Here is a 19,339-nt window from a genome sequence, read left to right as displayed (position 1 = left end):
TTTTTTTAAAAGTTCATTTTTGACTGTCCACCATCTACGTTTAACGTCGCACCTACTATCCATGAAGCTTGAGAAGATGCTAAAAAAACAACGGCGTTTGCCACTTCTTCTGGCTCTCCAAAGCGGCCCGCTGGTATTTCATTTTCAACAAACTGCTTGATCTTTTCCGGATTTTCCTCCATTCTCTTTTTCCAATTACCCGTTTCATGCAAAATGCTTCCCGGAGCAACACCGTTTACACGAATTCCTTTAGAAATCATTTCATCTGCAAATGACTTTGTAAAGCTGATAAGCGCTGCTTTTGCATTATTGTACGTAACTTTCCCTCCACTTTCCCTTCCAAAAATAGAGGTAACGTTAATGATGGACCCACCTTTTGTCATATGTGCCGCTGCTAATTTACTCAAGTGGACAGCTGAAAAGTAGTTTAGCTCCATCGCTTCCTGAAAAAGAGATAAATCTGTTTCCATTGCAGTGCTTCCATTACTTCCTCCAGCGTTATTAATTAAAATATCAATACTCCCAAAGTCGTTAATGAATTTCTTAATTAACGCAACTCTATCCGCTTCGTTTGTTAGATCTGCTGTATATGTACGTACGTTTTCTAATTCTGACTGTGCATGCTGTAATGCTTCCTCTCCTCTTGCAGCAATTCCAACGTTTGCTCCTTCTTGAATAAACAAAGCAGCTATAGCTTTCCCAATCCCTTTTGATCCACCGGTAATGAGTACATTTTCACTTTGCAACTGTAAATCCACACGTATCCCTCCACGTTAAATGATAACTACTATACTTTCTATCATATCCCACCGCGTCTCAAAATTAAAATCATATACTACTTTACCTTTTACTTCCTTTCAAAGTGCTGTTCTTTATGGATACATTCTTTGAATTTATTGTCAGAACTCTTAGCAAAAACAAGCCTTTGCGTGATATAATGCTTTTTGGTGTAAATGTTTTCAAATTGGGGGTTTTTTAATGCAACAAACGTTTTCAACGTCTCAAAAAGTTAAGCAGTTCGTTTTTATTTTATTTCCGATATTGGTCACCCAGTTTGGAATGTTTTCAATGACTTTCTTTGATACGATGATGTCAGGAAGAGTTAGTGCAGATGACTTGGCAGGGGTAGCAATTGGTTCGAGCTTATGGGTGCCTGTCTTTACAGGGCTAAGCGGAATTTTAATGTCTATTACGCCAATTGTTGCACAGCTGGTGGGAGCTAATCAAAAGAAAAAAGTTCCGTTCTCTGTCATTCAAGGGCTTTATGTCTCCATTTTAATGGCCGCCGTTATCATTTTAATCGGCTTTTTTGTTGTTAGTCCTATCTTAAAAGGAATGAATTTAGAAGCAAACGTGATGCGCATTGCCAAACAGTATTTAATCGCTTTATCTTTTGGTATTATTCCGCTTTTTATTTATACGGTTTTACGAAACTTTATTGATGCTTTAGGGCAAACTCGTACGTCTATGCTGATCACCATTTTAGGGCTTCCGATTAATGTGGCTTTAAACTATGTATTAATCTTCGGTAAGCTGGGCTTCCCTCATTTGGGTGGAGTAGGCTCTGGTTATGCAACGGCCATCACATATTGGTGCATACTTGTCATATCAATTTTAATTGTTCATAAAAAAGAGCCTTTTTCTAGCTTCGGTTTATTTAAAAAATTTCACCGTATCTCTTTTTCTGCCTGGAAAGAAATATTAAAAATTGGTTTACCTATCGGTTTTTCCGTATTTTTCGAAACAAGTATTTTTTCAGCTGTCACGCTGTTTATGAGCTCGTATAATACCATTACAATCGCTTCTCACCAAGCAGCTATTAATTTTGCCTCATTTCTCTATATGATTCCACTGAGTATTTCGATGGCTTTAACAATTGTTGTAGGATTTGAAGCGGGTGCTAAACGGAATCAAGATGCACGAAGCTATAGCAGAATTGGTATAACAATTGCTGTTGGCATGGCTTTTGTTTGTGCAGGTCTTTTATTTACTCTTCGAGAATCCGTAGCATCTTTATATACGAAAGATGCAGAGGTGCTGGCATTAACTTCTCACTTTTTGATTTATGCAATTTTCTTTCAGCTTTCTGATGCTCTTCAAGCTCCTATTCAAGGCGCTCTGCGAGGATATAAGGATGTAAATGTAACCTTTTTAATGTCCTTGGTATCTTATTGGGTAATTGGTCTACCTTTAGGCATTGTGTTAGCAAAATACACCGATTTGCAGGCGTTTGGCTATTGGGTTGGACTAATTGCGGGGCTCGCTGCAGGAGCAACAGGACTTGCGTATCGTTTGATAAAAATACAAAAAAAGCAGCTGCTAGAGGAGGATAAATCTTCTCGAACGGCTTAATCAAAAAAAGAACGTTCTGTTGAGAACGTTCTTTTTTTGGTTTAAAGATGGATGGATATTCTTCTTTATACTAAGACCTAAAACTTCTTATTTATTTAAGGTACGCTCTAACTCTTGTAAAAGCTGTTCCGCGCCTTTTTTACTTAACACAACGTTTCCATTACCAAAGGTTAAGTTTTCACGCGTAATTTCCCCAGTTACTAAGCAAGCACCATACGGGCTATACTTTTGTAAGATAATAATATCTTCATCAACATATATTTCTACTGGATCACCTGTGTTGATATTTAAAATACGGCGCAATTCAATAGGAATTACTACGCGACCCAATTCATCTACTTTTCTTACAATTCCTGTAGACTTCATAAAATCCATTCCTTTCATAGTAAACAAATAATATCTTCTCGATACAAATCTAGTCAAATTCGTCAAAGTTGCTAAAACCAAAATGCTCCAATGATGGTCTGATAACGGTTTATAAGTTCTTAAAATATGGCAAATAACGTATTAAATAGATTTATATACACTTTGTATCATATCAATTCGTACACTATTTATGAATAGTGCATAATCTTTAAAATCGAATTCATCCATATATGTTAAAAGTGTGTATTTTATCCATAATATAACTATATATCCATCTTTTACACTACTTTGTACCCATTTTATAACTTTTATTCCGACATAAGACGACAAAATCAGCTATAGAAAAAACGTGTCTTTTCTAACTAAAGACACGTTCATTTGGACCCGAAGTTGTCACGAATAGCTTTTTGAATCATGGCTTCACACCGCTCCAGCTCTACTTTTAATTGTTTTTTATATAATTTAGCTTTCTCTTCTCCCTCATTTGTAAATGTATAATAAACCACTTCTTGAAGCTTCATTCCTTCTTTTTTACGCTTCACCTGTTTGAGGACACCGTCTTCAATCAAGTCATGAAGAGCTTTGTATACCTCAGAATGATTAGGTTTGAATCCAAAAGGTCGAAATTCATCTCTCAACACATCTAATAACCGAAGACCATACAGACGCTCTTGCTCCGTCATCGTAATCATATATAATTTTAAGAAAGCACGTTGTTTTAATAGAAAACCACTGGATGTACGCTTTTCTCTCATCTCAACTTCCCCCTTCACATACTTGCTTTTATTCAGAATAATAGAAAGCTCTATACGTAATTATACTTTTTTTATTCTACATAATCCTTCTTTTTCACTCAAAATCTCTTTTTTTTCTCATATTTTTTCACTTATTTACGCGTTTTTCTCATTCTTTGTAAGCAGGCATTGAATTTTCTTTTTTTCATATATATAGAAGGAATTTACGTGAATATAAGGAGGGGTTCCTTTGAGTAAAAAATATGAAGAGATTGATTGGGGTTCGATTCAGCATAAGGTAGAGGATATGCTTGGAAATCACTTTTGGAGCGATTTAAATCACATCTTGCCAAAGCGATTTCCAAACGTCGACTTATATGAAACCGATAAAGAAGGCATTATCGTCGTTGAAGTTCCTGGACTACAATCCACTAACGACATTCAAATTAAGTTGGACGCAAATATATTAACAGTTGAAGGGAACGTTCCTTATGCTTATGAAGCATCTAAACAAAAGTTAAAGCTGAACGAACGCCATACAGGCGTATTTTCTCGTACGGTTAAACTTCCTTTTCACTACACGGACGAACCGGTTCGCGCTAAGTACAAAAATGGATTATTGGAAATTCGACTGAACAAGATAGAAAATGATCAAACCATTGCTATACAATTTGAAGATGATTAACTGCACGTAAAAAAACCCTTCTGTTAGCAGAAGGGTTTTTTTAGAGCGCTGAACTTAACACAATGTTTCCTTTTGGCGTCTTATTATTCGCATTCGGTTCTAACGTAATGGCCATAACATCCCACTTTTCAGTCTGTTCTTTTTGGCTCATCGTATAGACCACTGTCCCGTTTCCATTTTTATCTGTTACAAAAGCACCTGCCGGATGAGGCTTATCACCTTTTATGAGCCACACCTGATAAACTTCATTCCCTTTTACGTTTTTCAAGTTATTCGCTTGAATAACCACATTTAAATTTCCACCTTTTTTCGTAAGAGATGCTGTTGCTTCACCAGAAACGTTCGCCTCTGCCTGCAGCTTCATTGTTTTCTCAGATGTAAGAGGTTCGTTTTGAGGAGCAACCGAAACATTTGGTTCTTGTTTGCCTTTGTCTTCATCTTTCAACAGAAAGTAGCTGTTTCCTGCAAGGGATAAAAGAAGTGCCGCAGCTAATCCAATAATGACGGATTTTTTATTTGATTTCTTAGACGCAGCATATTGTTTTTCATTTTTTAAAGCTATTGGTTCTCTCTTTGTCTCACCTTGATCTTCTTCGAATACATTCGCAAGTATTCGCTGTTTCATTTCTGGAGGAGGAGATTGTTCTGATGTCAAATACGTTAGATCTCCAAGAACTTCTTCCAGTTCTTTTAGTTCATCTTGACAGCTTTGACAGTTTTTTAAGTGCATTTCAAACTCTTTTTTCTCATGGGAAGTCAACTGATCATTATAGTAATCAATTAGTTTATTGCACATACTCATGAATCAGCTCTCCCTTCTGCATCGGTACCTAAATATGTTTTTAATTTCCGCAACGCTAATCGCACCCTACCCTTTACTGTTCCTAATGGGATTTGCTGCTCTTCTGCTACTTTTTGCTGCGTTAATCCCTTAAAATAAACGGATTGAATAATCTTTTTTTGGTCTTCAGACAATTTTGATACAGCGTGCCGTACTCTCTGCTGTTCTTCTTTCCACTGAAGCTGCTCGTCAATCTGAGGATGATCGTCTTCAATAAAATCAAAAATTTCTTCTGAGAAAATAGGATCGGTTTTTCTTTTTCTCACAATATCAATCGCGGTGTTTCTTGTAATCGTAAACAGCCATGATGAAAACTTCCCTTTTTCATCGCTGTAAACTCCCTTTCCTCTCCACAGCTTAATAAATACTTCTTGAACAGCTTCTTCAGCAATATCAGAGCTATTTGTTAACCGGTATACAAACGAATAAAGAATTCGCTCATACTTGTCATACAGCAGTTCAAGGGCTTTTTTGTCTCGTTCTTTTATTCTATTGTATAAGACAACGTCGTTTTGCTCTTTCATACCCTTCTCCTTTAACTCTTATGAGTCCTTATTATATAATCGAATTACCTTTGAATTTGGATCACTTTCACATCTTTTAAACGTACCTTTATTTTTCAAAAATGACAAGTAATTATACTTTTTTTATGGAATAGGAGCGAAATTGTCCAATGAAACATTTGATTCTTTTTGATGGCATATGTAATTTATGTAATAGCAGTGTTCAATTTATTATTAAACGTGATGAACAAGCTTTGTTTTCTTTCGCTTCTCTTCAATCAGATTTCGGAAAGCAGCAGCTAGCCTCTCACGGCTTACTTCCTGAGCAATTAGACACCATTGTATATATTCATGGAAAACAAAGATATATAAAATCAACGGCTGCTTTAAAAATCGCCAAGCGCTTAGATGGACCCGTTAAATTTTTATATGCACTTATTATCGTCCCTGCGCCTATTCGAGATATCGTATACAATTGGATCGCTCGCAACCGATATAAGTGGTTTGGCAAACAGCAGCACTGCATGCTCCCAACTTCTGATACGAAAAAGCGATTTGTCGATGACTAAAACAGCTCGGCACATAGAGAAAAAAACAACTCTAAAGAGGCATATTTTTATATTAAGAAAGTCTATTTATAAAAAAATCCGAACTGATTCAGCATTCTAATGAAAGAATGCTGAACTATAGTTCGGATTGTTTAGCTAACATATGGTTGTACGAGCTTTTTTAGCTTCCACCCATTGCTTTTTTATTCGTTGCTTCAATTGCCTGCTTCATTATTAAGGAAAAGTCTTGTTCTTTCATCACTTTTAACCCTTCGGCAGTAGCGCCGCCTGGAGTTGTTACTTGCTCTCTTAAAGACGCAGGGTCTTTGGTTTCATGCAGCATTTGTACAGAGCCATACATCATTTGAATAACTAAATCTTTGGCGGTTTTTTCGTCCACACCGTAAGCAGTAGTTGCATCAATTAACGATTCTGCAAAATAATATAAAAACGCCGGTGCACTGCCAGTTACAGCCGTTAGCTCATGTACTTCTTTCTCTGAACACTCATGCGCTTCACCAATTCCTTTTAAAATCATTTGAAGCACTTCTTTATGCTCTTTTGTGGCAGAAGTTCCAAGTGTATACAGAGACATCGATTGTCCAATCATAGCAGCTGTATTTGGCATAATCCAAGCGACGGGCGTATCCTGCGGAAGATGATTTTCTAAGTAACTCGGACCAATTCCTGCAGCTAACGTTACAACAAATTGTTGATTTAAATGAGTCGAAAGTTCCTTGAGCACGGAAGGATGGGCCTCAGGAGGCATCGCTAAAATAATAACATCCGAATTGTCAACTTCTTGGCACCAATTTTGCGTCGTTTGTACGCCGTACGTTTTTTCAATACGCTGTAACCGCTCAATATTTCCGTTGTTTGACATCACCACTGCCTCAATACTGTCAGCGCTGCTCGTAACCAAACCAGCCGCTACAGCTTCAGCCATTCGTCCTGCTCCAATAAATAAAATTCGCTGTTTTTTCATCTGTTACTCCCAGTTATATGTCCAGAATTCTTCTCTTGTTAATAAACGTTCCATTTGCGGATAGTCAGATAAGCGATCGAAGTCAATTGCGTTCATCATTCCTTCTGTTTGAGAACGATGCGCTTTTAACGCTTCAATTTTTTTATCTTTCATCGCTGTTACATCAAAAATAACATCTGGTTCTCCAATATGTTCAATGCGATCTTTTGAAAACGCATGACACCAAACAACCGGACGCTTTTCTTTTGGCATACGTTTTACCGCTTGAATCGTAGCTGCACCCGTAGCATTGTGATCAGGATGTACCGCAAATCCAGGATAATGCGTTAAAATGTGAGTTGGCTTGACATCGTTAATGATTTCTTCAATTTTATCTGCAAAAACATCAATATCAAGAAATTCCAGCGTTTTATCACGAAGCCCTAGCATACGCAAGTCTTGAATATCTAAAACGTTCGCTAAATCTAAAAGTTCTTTTTTTCGGATTTGAGGTAAAGTTTCACGGTTAGCAAACAGCGGTCTACCCATATTTCGTCCCATTTCACCTAGCGTAACACAGGCATATGTAACCGGCGTTCCTTTTTGTCTAGCTTGCGTGATCATACCTGCTGCTCCATATGCTTCATCGTCAGGATGTGGAAATACAATTAATAATCTTTCTTCCATGTTCTATTCTCCTCTCTTTTCTGTTATGAAAACGGATGTTCACTTAGTTGAAGGGCAACTGCTAAACGACCTTCAAAGTCGTGCCCGGCTAGAAGAAGTCTGCCTTCTTCATCGATTTCCCAATCTGTTAATCCCTCTGCATAAATCCATCCTAAATCAATTTGAAGACCTACACGATAAGGACCTTCTCCCGTTATCTTTCCGTTTGAAATAGTGACTTTACCATTGCGAATAAAAGCCCCAACTGTCATTACTTTTTCATTTACGTGTGAAGCATATGCACCGTTTGTTGTTTCCAGGTGTACATATACGTCTTTATTTAAAAATGTTTGTATTTTTTTTTGGACTGTTTCTTTATGAATTGGTTGCACGCTTGTTACTCCTTTCTCATGTTCATAAATTGTATTGTACTAAAAATCATGAGCGAATCCTAATGTTTAGTTCTAGACTTTGAATTTCTTTATTCCATCGTTCATAATCATACATAAATGTTAATTCTTCCCAACTTAACATACTGATTTCTTGAATGTCTATAATAATCTCAGCAAGTTCACGACTAAGCATACCTAGTTCTTTTCCTTCGGCCAGCTTTTTTTTGTAACGATTAAAAGCTGGATCTAATTGTTCAATTTGTGCATAAATTTCATGGATAGAGCCATATTGTTGAATAAGAGGCAGTGCGGCTTTTTCTCCTACACCAGGAACGCCCGGAATATTGTCAGATTTATCACCAAGCAATGCTTTTACGTCCACCCATTGACGAGGGTGAATATTGTATTCTTCTTGAAAGTGCTTAAAGCCATATACAAGATCACCAACCTGCTTTTTGGCAATAATTTGCGAAATATGTTGATCTAGGAGCTGAAGCAAGTCTCGGTCGTTGCTATAGATGTACCCTGGACTTTGCTTTTCTTTACTCCACTTGCTTGCAAGTGCTCCAATTAAATCGTCTGCCTCATAAGAAGACAATGACATTTGATAAATGCCTACTGTGTCAAAAAATTGCTTTAACGTTTCGTACTGCTGAATCAGCGGCTCAGGCAGCTCTGCTCTTGTTTGCTTATATAATGCGTATGTATCTTTACGTTTTGTATCCTCACGCTTAACATCCCAAGCGACGAAAATATGGCTTGGCTCATATTGGTGAATCAATGCATGCATTTTTTGAATCGTTACTCTCAGGGCATTCGTAAATTGGCCCTTACTGTTTCTTGTCAACGCTGCTTCATCTCTTCCATAAGAAGTAGCAAAATAACAGCGGCTTAATAAATTAAATCCATCAATTACTAATAGTGTTTCGTTCACATAGTCACGTCCTTTGAAAACTTTGCTCCTTTAGCTTTTAGAGCAAACATACTATAGCACTTGTTCTTTGCACGCGTCAATGAAGTGCACAAAGCTCAAAACCCGCCCATTTTTTTCTCTCAATGTAAATGTAGTATAAAGATGTTAAATTGTTGTTATGATTTATTCGTTTGACTTTTAGAACTTTTGACTATCCTATAAAATGAGGATGAAAGATCAATCCTACAAATGAAGGTGAAAAAAGTGAATAAAAACACGATGATTAAAACATTAAAAGTTATATCTGTTGTGTCGCTTCTCGCTTTGTTATTTATCATTGCTTATGATCGTTCCATGTCTACATCCATGATTATTTTGTTCAGTTCGCTCATTTTCTTTGTATTTGTACTTAGCGACTTTTTTTTCGATCGCAAGCCGTGGGGATTAAAAGGCCTTCAATTATATATATCACTGATGTTATTCATCATTGCCATTTTTGAAATGCATCAAGTTGTCAGTTCACTTTGCGTTATTTCCATTATGGCTCTACCAAAAGTTATTGACGAATTAGCTTAAATGTGAATGATAAATGATAAAATCCATGATCACAATGATCATGGATTTTATTACGTTTTGAGTAATTTTTCAGAGATGCGAAGAGCTTCTTCTATGCCAAATTTACGCACTAAACTGATGGCTTCCTTTATTTCTCTCTTTTTCAAATCATGAGTCGGATTTAAATTTAACAACACTTGAATAACAACTAAATCCCGCATCGTAAACATCATATTCTTTTTCATATCTCGCTGAAATGTATACTGCTCTTTTAAGAGCCGGTCACTTATTGCTAACACTTTCGACTCCGGAAGATGCAGCTGCGCTCCTGCTTCTTGACAAGACCACAATTTTTTCACTCGATCTTCAGCATTCATATTTGCGACTCGTGCATATGTAATATCGCTGTTTTCTTGGCGAATCTCTATCTCTTTTAACGTTGGCTTTAGCACCGTTTTTCGCTTGGAGACTTTTTTCTTATCAACTTCTGTATCCCTGAGGACTCTGCCGTGAACGGTGTAAATGTCGTATTCATTTTCTCTTTTTACATCTTGTTTATTGTATTTTGGAAAATAACCATTTACAAGCATCGTTCTCAGCATATCTAATTCTTTTTTTAATCCATGAACTTCAATATATCCAACAGCATAAATTTCTTCATGAAATTTTTTTGTGTTGCTAACACCTTTTCCTGCAACGTGAGCTCTTACTCTTTCTGATAGAGAGCCCGTCGTGGTTCCGATATACAAAAGTCTGCCGGGTTTATCAAAGAAAAAATAAATGCCAGGAGCGGAAGGCAATTGTCCCATTTCTGCTGTACTTAGCAGCTTTTGCAGTACCTGCATGACTGCTAAATCAATTTTTGCTGTCATTATTTTTTATAACCTTTTAACATTTCTTCATATACTTTTAGATGCGTATGTACAGTTTGAAGAAGCGGTACGTGTATAGACGATTTTTCAGCTAACTTCAGCAAATATCCTTGAAGGTGGTCTCCTTCAATTTGAGAGCTTTTTTCCATGTCACGCTGCATCGATGACTTCATGTCATACGTCATTTTGTCCATCGTATTCATATGCTGTTCAATAATTCCTTCAGCTAATGGTGCATCGTAGGCCATCATAATATTTTCCACTTCTTTAAAAAGTTCTTGCACAAATTGACGCCCGCCTTTTGCTGCTAAAACTGGGCCAACAGGGGCACGCATAAGAGTAGTCATGCCTGACATAACCGTAATAAACAAATACTTATGCCACATATCCTGTTCAATATATGAACTTTTCACAAACGAAGCCTTTGTACCACTGAACGCTTGCTCAATCAGTTGTAATCGTTCTGTGTCCTTCTGCTTAAATTCACCAAATACAAGTCTGTGAGCAGGACTCGTCTGGACGACATCTCCATCTTGGTTTAAAGTAGTTTCAATAAAGCACAGCCCTCCAATGACTTTCTCTTCCCCAAAAGCTTCCTGCAATGGAGCGACGTGAGCCATACCGTTTAACAAAGGTATTACAACGGTCTGATTCCCTACAAAAGGACGAACATCTTCAATTGCTTGTGTAAGATGATAAGCCTTCGTTGTGAACAAAATAACATCATAAGGTCCTTTCACCTCAGATTTTGTAATAGCTTGTACAGGTGAAGTGAAGTCACCGTGTGCACTTTTAATCACAAGTCCGTTTTGTTCCAGCTCTTTTTTTCTGCGCTCTCTGACAAGGAAAGTAACATCTTCCCCTTTTTCCACAAGCCTGCCTCCAAAATAACCGCCAACGCCGCCTGCGCCTAAAACTAATATTCGCATAACTTTTGCTCCCCTTTTCTTTTTCTTTTATTGTAGCACAGCTAGTTTGAAATTTTATAATATTCTTATTTCATTGTATTTTGAGTTTTCTACAAAAGATAGCCATAGCGCTTTTAAAGTTGTTATAATGAATACAAAAAAGCATAAAATTTACGTTTAGACATTTATACCCTCTTGGATATACTATTTACCAACCCGCAATCGGAAAAATTCCGATTTAAACAATGTTATTTACATAGGAGAGACTGAAATGAAAACAGAAATCTACATTTTATCTGGATTTTTAGGCAGCGGAAAAACAACGTTGCTTAAACAGCTGCTTCAGCAAGAAAAAGATCGTAATCGCAATATTGCTGTTGTGATGAATGAGCTTGGCCAAGTTTCGATTGACTCAAATGAAGTAGAAGAAGACACGCCGTTAAAAGAATTGCTAAACGGCTGCGTATGCTGTACGATTCAAGGTCAATTTGAAACGCAGCTTCATTCACTTTTACAGGAGAACACATTGGATGCTATCTATATAGAAACAACGGGAGTTGCCCATCCGATTGAAGTATTAGATGCTTGTATGTCTCCTCTTTTTGCGCATCAAGTTACGATTAAAAGTATTATCACCACACTGGACGCAACAAGATGGAAAGAACGTGGTTCCTTAAGCATTCAACTTCAAAAACTTCTTCAAGAACAAGTAAAACATGGGGATGTAATTTTATTAAATAAAACGGACATGCTGTCTGAGTCAGAAAAGTCTTCCCTGCTTTTTGAGATTCAATCCATTAACGCTAGTGCAAGGACATTATTAACGACATTTTCCCGCGTGAAGCTTGATGTGATTCAAAAAGCTCAGCTGTCTCAAAAACAGCCGCACCATAAGGCTCATGTTGAAGATCATCTTCATTTGAAAACATTTGTATATGAGTTTACAAAAAAAGTGGATCTTGAATTATTTGAAAATTGGCTGCGCCAAATGCCAGATACCATTTATCGCATTAAAGGCTATATGCGCTTTACTCATTCGAACGATACGTATTCGTTTCAATATTCATACGGCATGCCTCTATATATGAAAGAAATGATGAAGCTGCCCACCACTCTTGTCTTTATAGGGGGAAACCTCGATCACGCTAAGATGAAACAAGAATTATTTAATCTTGAACAGCAATCTCATTAAAAATCCCGCTCTAGGCGGGATTTTTTTATTACTTATAAACAGGCATTTTGTACTCTGCGCAAAATTTCATATGCACGATTTCCGGCTAACTCTGTCAATTCTTCAAATTTTTCATCTCTTTTCAAATCGAGTTCAATAATTTCTTTTGCCAGCTCAATAATCTCTTCTTTTTTCAATTGTTGCACAGCCATGTAAAACGCCCTTCCCTTTTAGAATTTATGTATATTCTCACATTTATTTTCTATTCATCATTTTGAAAGCAAGTGATTAACCACAAGGCTTTATCCTGTATGGTTAACCACTTGGGATCGAGTTAATCATTAGTTTATAGGACTCTTTTCCCTATTTCATTATTTATGTCACTTTTTCTCACATAGTAATTCAAAAATATAACATATATATGTTAGAATGTATTACATGTTATAATTTTTTGTATTTTTTTCCTTTATAATAACATACTACTACGTACTCAGGGGTGAGGGAGATTGTCTACGAATGAAGCGTCATATCGAGATAAAAAAGTCATGTCTATTGGGATTGTAAAAGAATTAACCGGTTTATCAGAAAGACAAATTCGCTACTATGAGAAAAGAAGCCTGCTCTTTCCGGACCGAACCAATACGGGTATCCGGAAATATTCATTTTCAGACGTCGAACGATTAATGGATATTGCCGATCGTATAGAAGAAGGAGTTCAAACGAGTGAAATACGCACAGAACTGGCTAAAAAAGATGAAGCGAGAAAAATGAAAGAAGTAAAAAACCAAATGCTTCAAGGTCAGTTGAACGCTCATTTCAAGCGGAAGCTATAAAGTATACATACGGTGACTTTTCCGTCTCCGTTTTTATTTCTTTACAGCAGACAAAAAAGCGCATATCTAAAGATATCCGCTTTTTTGTCCGTTAAGCTGAACGCCCTTTAAAGAATTTCGGCTGATGAGAGCTCATGAACTTAGTTTTAGATAAAATGAACATCACCGATCCGCCCCAAATGAACAAAAAGGCAATCATCTCCACGCTAGAAAACGGTTCGTGATACACGAATACCCCTAATAAAAGCGTCATGGTAGGAGCAATGTACTGTAAAAAACCGACCATCGATAGCGGAATAAGTGGGGCCCCTTTAGCGAAATACAATAGTGGCATAGCTGTAGCAATACCGCCTCCAATTAAAAGAGAACTCAGATCAAGCGACTGAAGGGAAAAACTTGAAGATCCTTTCACTAAAAGAAAAATAAAATAAATAACTGCAATAGGTGCAACCATCATCGTTTCAATCGTTAATCCTACTTTTGCTTCTAATTGAATAGTCTTTTTTACAAGACCGTACAAACCAAAGCTAAACGCTAAGCTTAATGATACCCATGGGATATGTCCGTATGTAACTGTCATAACGATAACACCTATAGCAGCCAATCCAACAGAAGCACCCTGCCAAAAATTAAGCTTCTCTTTTAAAACGACTATACCAAGCAAAATACTAACGAGCGGATTGATGTAGTAACCTAAACTTGTTTCAATAATATGATTATGGTTAACCGCCCAAATGTAAACGAACCAGTTGATGCTGATCAGCACTGATGCCACAAATAAAATGATCGCTTGTTTCGTATTACGAAATAATAAACCAAGCGTCTTCTTTAAAGAACTCATTTGCTTTGTCACAAGCAAAAGTAAAAGCATAAAAACAAATGACCATATAACGCGGTGAGCGAGTATTTCATTCGCATTCACCTCGCCAAGAAGCTTCCAGTAAAGCGGAAAAAGCCCCCACATAACGTAAGCGCTGGCTGTATAAACAATACCTGCTCGTTTAGAATCTTGATTCATTTCTCAACCTCTTTTCTTTATCTCTCTGTCTCTTATCATTATAGATGCATTTACCTCTTTTTTATAGCTTTATTTTGCCTATCGAAATAGCTCATAAAAAAAACGATCGCTTTTAGCTCGACCGTTTTTTATACGTTATTTTTTAGGCTGTTTAAATACTTTGGCACTGCGAATATACTCTACGTCTTGTACATTTTCTCGCGCATTAGCAATTCGAGCCGCAGCAAAGAAATAATCGGATAAACGATTTAAATACTGAAGCACCGCCACATTAATTTTATGCTCACGCTGCACGCCAACAACAAGCCGTTCTGCGCGGCGTGTAATCGTCCGGCAAATATGAAGCGTTGTCGCTGCAGGCGTGCCTCCAGGTAAAATAAAACGCTCAATGGCCGGGGCTTCTGACATATAGACATCAATGCGCTTTTCAAGTACTGATATCATGTCATTTGTTACTTTGTACGGATGATCATCTTTTGCAAATGCTAAATCACTTCCGCAGTCAAAAAGCTCATGTTGAATCGTAACTAGCTCTTCTTTTACATCTTTTAGTGTGCTGTCATCCAGCTGATAAATCGCTTGACCTACAAAGCCATTTAGCTCATCAATCGTACCGTATGCTTCCACTCGAATATCATCTTTATTTACTCTTCCTCCAATTAAGCTTGTTTGCCCTTTATCCCCTGTTTTTGTGTAAATGTTCATTGTACTTCCTCCTTCAATCGATTAGCAATTCCGTACCAAATGTGATCTACTTTCTTGGCATGTGCCGCTAAATGCTGATACGCATACCCGCATTCATCTCTCCACTGCCGCTCTATTGGATCTAAAGGAACAATCCCTTTGCCGACTTCAGTTCCAATCACTATTAACTGTTCCCATACACCGCTGTCTCTCCACTTCTGTATGACCTTTTTAACAACAAGATGCGGAGCCTCCAGCTCGCTATGTATTAATTCCTTAACATAGTGCTCAAATCCTTCTAGCACAATGTAACTTTCTTCAAACTCAATGGCCGGTAAAACGGGGTCTTCATACAAACAATGCCATTTTATCGACTCACTGGCATAATGCTGCTTCACCCATTTTCTTTTGCCGGTAAATGCACCGCCGAATACGAAATGCATGCTCTTCTCTCCTTTGCCTGTTTGTATGTGCACGTTACTGAAAAACCTTCTCCATAAGAAAAAGAAACATCCCAAAGCGACGCTGTCTGTTTAAAATGGGACGCAAGTAAACGCAGTGGTCCGCCGTGTGAAACAATAGCAATGTGACGCAATTGCTGACTAGCCGCCAAATCGACCGCTTCTTCCCAAGCTTCCCAAACTCGGTTTGAAAATCCTGAGAAGCTTTCACCATTCGGAGGCGTATGTTCTGCCCAGTGATCGATCCAATTTCTATATGCCCGTATGTTTTTTAAATCTTCATACGTCTTCTCTTCCCAATCTCCAAAATGCAGCTCACGCCAACTTTCCCTTTTAACCACCTGAGATTTAGGAAAAACAACTGAACTTGTTTCTAGCGCTCTTTTTAAGTCACTGGAAATAACCAGCTCCGGTTCTAGAGAAAGCTCTTTTAATTCATTTTTCCCTTCTATACTTAAAGGCGGATCACTCCACCCTATATATTTTTTTTGTTGATTTTCAAGCGTCATACCGTGGCGAATACATGTGATAACCAAAGAATTATCCATAAAAACGTTTCTCCTCCTTCAATGGTTGCCCCTATAACATCTCCTGTTACGCCACCAAACTGCGAACGATAAAACCGTATCCAGAGCCATAAAAAACCGGCAAAGAAAAAGATAATGAATTTATTGTCTACAAAAACAATGAAAATAGCAACTAAGAATAGGCTCATGACGATAAATGCATAAATAGACCGTTTGGTGACTCCTTTTTGAAAATAAGCAGCAAGCCCCGTATCTTTAGCGGGCTTATCTCTCATCACTAAGAAAGCGGCTCCGATTCTTGGAAGTGTAAAGACGGTTATACATGCCCAAACCGATAAAGAAGACAGAGACGTTAATTCATAGATTGCACTAAAGCGCAGCAGAAGCAGAACAATAAGAGAAAGAATAGCAAAAGACCCAACGTGCGGATCGCTTAAAATCTGCAGTTTCTTTTCCTTTGACTGATGGGAAAAATACGCATCACTTACATCCATCCACCCGTCTACATGAAGACCACCCGTTAAGACAAGCGGCAAAAGCAAAACTAAAATACTGCTAACAATAGCAGTGATAGGTGAATAGTGAAGCAGCTGTAAAAAGCTATAAAACATTAAACCTAGTAATATGCCAATCCAAGGCAGCACAAAAAGTGAGCGTGCTGTTCTTTTTTCAGTCCATTGAACGGTTTTAGCCAGTGGTAAGATCGTAAAAAACTGAAGAGAGATTCGTAGTATGGCTATCCATTCTTTCATTTGCTTACACATTCCTTTCCTTTTTTAAAACAGGAAAGTCCCGCTTCTACACAAATAGCCACATCTGCTTTTTCTACAATATACTGATGTAATTTCCCTAACATATGCATATAGCTATATGTGGGCTCCTCTAACACACCCGCTTCAAACAGTTCATTAGATACTAGCACGACCGTCTGAGACTGCGCAAACAGCTTATCGAGCGCTTTTATCATATGACGAAAAACCTCTTGTTTGCCTTCTTTTGTTTGCCACCTTTTTTCTGTTAAAAAAAGCTCATTGGCAAGCCAGTTCGTGACACAATCCAAAAGTACAGCATCATCACTTTGAAGATTTGGAAGAATTTGTTGTAAATCTACAGACTGTTCGATCGTTACCCAAGACGTATTCGCTGCCTGGCGTTCTTTTTGGTGAAGCTGAATGCGTTTTTGCATTTCATTATCTGTTTGCCGGCTTGTGGCAATATAAACAGCGCGCTTTGTACAAAAAGTTTGAACCATATTCTCCGCTGCACGTGATTTTCCGCTTCGAACGCCTCCGCTAATAAAGATGATCATATTTCATCGAGTCCTTGTTTGATTACTTTAAGTAAATAGTCATTTTCTTCTTTCGTTTTCACAGCCAAACGGATATAGCGTCCATTTAAAAATGGGAAGTTTTCAGTATGTCGGGCTACCACACCGTGGCTTGCTAAATAGCCAAGCCATTCACGCGTTTTAATAGGAGACGGAACGCTGCAAAGATAATAGTTTGTTTGAGAAGGAGAAACCAAAAGCCCCCATTCCTTGAGTTGACTCAAGATCCGTTTTCGTTCTTGTTTAATATAATGTACGGTGTTTTTCACAAAGTCTTTTTCATCTACACATATCATCCCTATTTGCTGCGACAATCCATTTACACTCCAAGGAGGCTGCTTTTTAGACATCTCGCTGATGACTTTTTCATTTGCCAAGATATAGCCAAGCCGAAGCCCGGCAATATTAAACATCTTTGTCATCGAACGCACAATAATGATATGTTCATAATCCAGAATAAGAGAATCAAATGAAGGCTGATGTTCGACAAAATCAATAAATGCCTCATCAATCATTAAGTATGTACCATGATGAGCAGCAGCTTTTACTACTTTCATCCACTCCTCATGATTATACATAACGCCCGTTGGATTATTCGGGTGACAAATCCACAGTACTTTTATGTCCGGTAGAATACTCATAACCAATTCTATATCCCAGCTCCAGCCACTTTCTTCAACCAAAGGAACGTACGTCACTTCACATCCATAAGCTTTACTTGCCTGTTCGTATTCAACGAAAGTCGGCTGTACAATCCCTGCTTTCTCTTCTGAAAATAAAGAAGCAATAAGGAAAAACGCTTCAGCAGCGCCATTTGTAGGCAGCACTTGAGCAGCTGAAACACGATGGTGAGCTGCAAGTTTATTTTTTAGCTCTATTACTTGAGGATCAGGATAACTAAACGCTGCATCCTTGAATTCGTTCCACTTTTCGTGAAGCACAAGGGGAGCCCCTAAAGGATTTGTGTTCACGCTAAAGTCTTTTAGATGCGACAAATTCTCTGCCCCTATTGCTTTTAAAAAGACATGAGGATTAGCTCCATGTGTAGGTAATAGCACTAATAATTCCTCCTAACAAAAGATATAATAACCACGTAGCATAGACCGTCCTTTTCATAATGAAAACAGCTTGTTCAATATGACCGGCTTGCAGGGGAATGAGTGGTTCACCCATTTTTGCACGATTAGATTCTATGCCTTTATATGTATTAAGCCCGCCGAGTTGAATACCTAAAAGAGCAGCCACTGCGCTTTCCCCGTATCCGCTATTTGGACTTGGATGCTTTTTAGCATCGCGCTTAATCAAACTCGTTACATGCCAAAGAGAATATTGGCTTTTTGCTACATTAACACCCGTCATCACTACTGCAGTTAACCGACTTGGAATATAGTTTAATACGTCATCGGTTTTTGCACTAAAGTAGCCGAACAGAAAGTAGCGGTCATTTTTGTACCCAACCATCGAATCACATGTGTTAATAGCTCGGTAAAAAAAGGCTAGGGCTCCTCCTCCTATAAATGCATAAAAAAGCGGAGCTGTAATACCATCACTTGTATTTTCAGCCACGGTCTCTACCGTCGCTCTGGCAATTTCTCCTTCTGACAAACGATCTGTATCTCGTCCCACAATCATGCTTACTTCATATCTAGCTTTCTCCATATTTCCTAGCTGAAGCGGCTTTTGCACCTTATAAGCAGCTTCGCTTAAGGAACGAGTGGATATGGTAGTTGCAATTATTACGCCCTCTACTAAAACACCTAGTATAAAATGAACTCCGTACAAAGCATCGAGGAGTAAGAAAGGAACAACTCCTGCGAGCACCACCATACTTATCACAAGAAGCAATCCTTTGAATCGTTTTCCTGCACCTTTATTTAATCTGGAATCCATCCAATAAATCCACTTGCCAAACCAGCGAACGGGATGCGGCCAATTTTCTGGGTCGCCTATGATTCGGTCAATGAGTAAAGCAATCGTCATGGCCGTCAGGTGTGCAATTATCGCTTGCATAATACTCAT

26 protein-coding genes are annotated in these 19,339 nt (G+C 38.0%); 6 read left to right on the top strand and 20 right to left on the bottom strand.

Annotated features, from left to right (window positions below; genetic code table 11):
• Nucleotides 1-5 precede the first annotated feature (5 nt).
• Nucleotides 6-758, bottom strand: a complete 753-nt coding sequence (locus U9R83_RS09810; RefSeq protein ID WP_328575209.1) for an SDR family NAD(P)-dependent oxidoreductase — start codon at nucleotides 756-758, stop codon at nucleotides 6-8.
• A 220-nt stretch (nucleotides 759-978) separates the two neighbouring features.
• On the opposite strand from U9R83_RS09810, the gene U9R83_RS09805 reads away from it, so the two are divergent.
• Nucleotides 979-2,352: an MATE family efflux transporter gene (locus U9R83_RS09805; RefSeq protein ID WP_140450755.1), complete on the top strand. Its 1,374-nt coding sequence runs from the start codon at nucleotides 979-981 to the stop codon at nucleotides 2,350-2,352.
• Between the two features lie 87 nt (nucleotides 2,353-2,439).
• On the opposite strand, the gene U9R83_RS09800 is transcribed toward U9R83_RS09805, so the two are convergent.
• Together U9R83_RS09800 and U9R83_RS09795 are read right to left on the bottom strand one after the other, a co-directional pair.
• Nucleotides 2,440-2,718 (bottom strand): AbrB/MazE/SpoVT family DNA-binding domain-containing protein, encoded by a 279-nt coding sequence (locus tag U9R83_RS09800; protein ID WP_025752053.1) that lies wholly within the window; start codon nucleotides 2,716-2,718, stop codon nucleotides 2,440-2,442.
• 374 nt (nucleotides 2,719-3,092) lie between these two features.
• Nucleotides 3,093-3,473: a helix-turn-helix transcriptional regulator gene (locus U9R83_RS09795; RefSeq protein WP_013056721.1), complete on the bottom strand. Its 381-nt coding sequence runs from the start codon at nucleotides 3,471-3,473 to the stop codon at nucleotides 3,093-3,095.
• 229 nt (nucleotides 3,474-3,702) lie between these two features.
• Between U9R83_RS09795 and U9R83_RS09790 the strand changes: the two genes are divergently transcribed.
• A complete protein-coding gene (locus tag U9R83_RS09790; protein ID WP_042992158.1) occupies nucleotides 3,703-4,137 on the top strand; it encodes an Hsp20/alpha crystallin family protein in 435 nt (144 codons plus the stop codon).
• Between the two features lie 40 nt (nucleotides 4,138-4,177).
• On the opposite strand, the gene U9R83_RS09785 is transcribed toward U9R83_RS09790, so the two are convergent.
• The gene (locus U9R83_RS09785; protein ID WP_014460447.1) at nucleotides 4,178-4,939 is read right to left on the bottom strand and encodes an anti-sigma factor; all 762 of its coding nucleotides are present in this window, start codon (nucleotides 4,937-4,939) and stop codon (nucleotides 4,178-4,180) included.
• Nucleotides 4,936-5,502 carry an RNA polymerase sigma factor gene (locus U9R83_RS09780; protein ID WP_014460448.1) on the bottom strand — a complete coding sequence of 189 codons (567 nt, stop codon included), beginning with the start codon at nucleotides 5,500-5,502 and terminating at the stop codon, nucleotides 4,936-4,938. Before U9R83_RS09780 ends, U9R83_RS09785 begins: the two co-directional genes overlap by 4 nt.
• A 149-nt stretch (nucleotides 5,503-5,651) precedes the next feature.
• Between U9R83_RS09780 and U9R83_RS09775 the strand changes: the two genes are divergently transcribed.
• Nucleotides 5,652-6,050: a thiol-disulfide oxidoreductase DCC family protein gene (locus U9R83_RS09775; RefSeq protein ID WP_209368996.1), complete on the top strand. Its 399-nt coding sequence runs from the start codon at nucleotides 5,652-5,654 to the stop codon at nucleotides 6,048-6,050.
• Nucleotides 6,051-6,210: 160 nt separating this feature from the next.
• Here U9R83_RS09775 and proC read toward each other — a convergent pair whose 3' ends face one another.
• The 4 genes from proC to U9R83_RS09755 are packed head-to-tail and all read right to left on the bottom strand — an operon-like array spanning nucleotide 6,211 to nucleotide 8,985.
• On the bottom strand, nucleotides 6,211-7,014 hold the full coding sequence (gene proC, locus U9R83_RS09770) for a pyrroline-5-carboxylate reductase (RefSeq protein ID WP_014460450.1): 804 nt from the start codon (nucleotides 7,012-7,014) through the stop codon (nucleotides 6,211-6,213).
• A 3-nt stretch (nucleotides 7,015-7,017) separates the two neighbouring features.
• Nucleotides 7,018-7,680 carry a bacillithiol biosynthesis deacetylase BshB2 gene (gene bshB2, locus U9R83_RS09765; protein ID WP_013056715.1) on the bottom strand — a complete coding sequence of 221 codons (663 nt, stop codon included), beginning with the start codon at nucleotides 7,678-7,680 and terminating at the stop codon, nucleotides 7,018-7,020.
• 23 nt (nucleotides 7,681-7,703) lie between these two features.
• Nucleotides 7,704-8,051: a YojF family protein gene (locus U9R83_RS09760; RefSeq protein ID WP_013056714.1), complete on the bottom strand. Its 348-nt coding sequence runs from the start codon at nucleotides 8,049-8,051 to the stop codon at nucleotides 7,704-7,706.
• Between the two features lie 46 nt (nucleotides 8,052-8,097).
• Nucleotides 8,098-8,985, bottom strand: coding sequence for a 5'-3' exonuclease (locus U9R83_RS09755; protein WP_014460451.1), 888 nt, complete (start codon nucleotides 8,983-8,985; stop codon nucleotides 8,098-8,100).
• Between the two features lie 243 nt (nucleotides 8,986-9,228).
• Between U9R83_RS09755 and U9R83_RS09750 the strand changes: the two genes are divergently transcribed.
• Nucleotides 9,229-9,540, top strand: a complete 312-nt coding sequence (locus U9R83_RS09750) for a hypothetical protein (RefSeq protein ID WP_016763842.1) — start codon at nucleotides 9,229-9,231, stop codon at nucleotides 9,538-9,540.
• Between the two features lie 50 nt (nucleotides 9,541-9,590).
• Here U9R83_RS09750 and U9R83_RS09745 read toward each other — a convergent pair whose 3' ends face one another.
• Both U9R83_RS09745 and panE read right to left on the bottom strand, forming a co-directional pair.
• The gene (locus U9R83_RS09745) at nucleotides 9,591-10,391 is read right to left on the bottom strand and encodes a GIY-YIG nuclease family protein (RefSeq protein WP_014460452.1); all 801 of its coding nucleotides are present in this window, start codon (nucleotides 10,389-10,391) and stop codon (nucleotides 9,591-9,593) included.
• Entirely contained in the window at nucleotides 10,391-11,320 is a 930-nt protein-coding gene (panE, locus tag U9R83_RS09740) for a 2-dehydropantoate 2-reductase (RefSeq protein ID WP_014460453.1), read from the bottom strand. Before panE ends, U9R83_RS09745 begins: the two co-directional genes overlap by 1 nt.
• Nucleotides 11,321-11,570: 250 nt before the next feature.
• Between panE and U9R83_RS09735 the strand changes: the two genes are divergently transcribed.
• The gene (locus U9R83_RS09735) at nucleotides 11,571-12,491 is read left to right on the top strand and encodes a CobW family GTP-binding protein (RefSeq protein ID WP_328575208.1); all 921 of its coding nucleotides are present in this window, start codon (nucleotides 11,571-11,573) and stop codon (nucleotides 12,489-12,491) included.
• Nucleotides 12,492-12,523: 32 nt separating this feature from the next.
• Here U9R83_RS09735 and U9R83_RS09730 read toward each other — a convergent pair whose 3' ends face one another.
• A complete protein-coding gene (locus U9R83_RS09730; protein WP_013056708.1) occupies nucleotides 12,524-12,682 on the bottom strand; it encodes a hypothetical protein in 159 nt (52 codons plus the stop codon).
• A 294-nt stretch (nucleotides 12,683-12,976) separates the two neighbouring features.
• Between U9R83_RS09730 and U9R83_RS09725 the strand changes: the two genes are divergently transcribed.
• Nucleotides 12,977-13,303, top strand: coding sequence for a MerR family transcriptional regulator (locus U9R83_RS09725; protein ID WP_013082852.1), 327 nt, complete (start codon nucleotides 12,977-12,979; stop codon nucleotides 13,301-13,303).
• Nucleotides 13,304-13,394: 91 nt separating this feature from the next.
• Here the strand turns inward: U9R83_RS09725 and rarD are convergent, their stop codons facing one another.
• From rarD to cbiB, 8 genes are all read right to left on the bottom strand, one after another.
• Nucleotides 13,395-14,321 carry an EamA family transporter RarD gene (rarD, locus tag U9R83_RS09720; RefSeq protein ID WP_208732411.1) on the bottom strand — a complete coding sequence of 309 codons (927 nt, stop codon included), beginning with the start codon at nucleotides 14,319-14,321 and terminating at the stop codon, nucleotides 13,395-13,397.
• A 135-nt stretch (nucleotides 14,322-14,456) separates the two neighbouring features.
• Nucleotides 14,457-15,026, bottom strand: a complete 570-nt coding sequence (locus U9R83_RS09715) for a cob(I)yrinic acid a,c-diamide adenosyltransferase (protein WP_115653691.1) — start codon at nucleotides 15,024-15,026, stop codon at nucleotides 14,457-14,459.
• On the bottom strand, nucleotides 15,023-15,448 hold the full coding sequence (locus U9R83_RS09710) for a bifunctional adenosylcobinamide kinase/adenosylcobinamide-phosphate guanylyltransferase (protein ID WP_208732412.1): 426 nt from the start codon (nucleotides 15,446-15,448) through the stop codon (nucleotides 15,023-15,025). Before U9R83_RS09710 ends, U9R83_RS09715 begins: the two co-directional genes overlap by 4 nt.
• Nucleotides 15,400-16,014: a histidine phosphatase family protein gene (locus tag U9R83_RS09705; RefSeq protein ID WP_243549178.1), complete on the bottom strand. Its 615-nt coding sequence runs from the start codon at nucleotides 16,012-16,014 to the stop codon at nucleotides 15,400-15,402. The genes U9R83_RS09710 and U9R83_RS09705 overlap by 49 nt, the downstream gene beginning before the upstream one ends.
• Nucleotides 15,972-16,745 carry an adenosylcobinamide-GDP ribazoletransferase gene (gene cobS / locus U9R83_RS09700; RefSeq protein WP_328575207.1) on the bottom strand — a complete coding sequence of 258 codons (774 nt, stop codon included), beginning with the start codon at nucleotides 16,743-16,745 and terminating at the stop codon, nucleotides 15,972-15,974. The genes U9R83_RS09705 and cobS overlap by 43 nt, the downstream gene beginning before the upstream one ends.
• A complete protein-coding gene (locus U9R83_RS09695) occupies nucleotides 16,742-17,302 on the bottom strand; it encodes a bifunctional adenosylcobinamide kinase/adenosylcobinamide-phosphate guanylyltransferase (RefSeq protein ID WP_328575206.1) in 561 nt (186 codons plus the stop codon). Before U9R83_RS09695 ends, cobS begins: the two co-directional genes overlap by 4 nt.
• A complete protein-coding gene (gene cobD, locus U9R83_RS09690; protein WP_014460461.1) occupies nucleotides 17,299-18,378 on the bottom strand; it encodes a threonine-phosphate decarboxylase CobD in 1,080 nt (359 codons plus the stop codon). The genes U9R83_RS09695 and cobD overlap by 4 nt, the downstream gene beginning before the upstream one ends.
• Nucleotides 18,353-19,339 carry an adenosylcobinamide-phosphate synthase CbiB gene (gene cbiB, locus U9R83_RS09685; protein WP_328575205.1) on the bottom strand — a complete coding sequence of 329 codons (987 nt, stop codon included), beginning with the start codon at nucleotides 19,337-19,339 and terminating at the stop codon, nucleotides 18,353-18,355. The genes cobD and cbiB overlap by 26 nt, the downstream gene beginning before the upstream one ends.

The sequence above is a fragment of the Priestia sp. LL-8 genome, assembly GCF_036227845.1.
GTDB lineage: Bacteria > Bacillota > Bacilli > Bacillales > Bacillaceae_H > Priestia > Priestia zanthoxyli.
The sequence above is the reverse complement of the archived record's forward strand: the minus strand, read 5'-3'. Positions and strand labels throughout refer to the sequence as shown.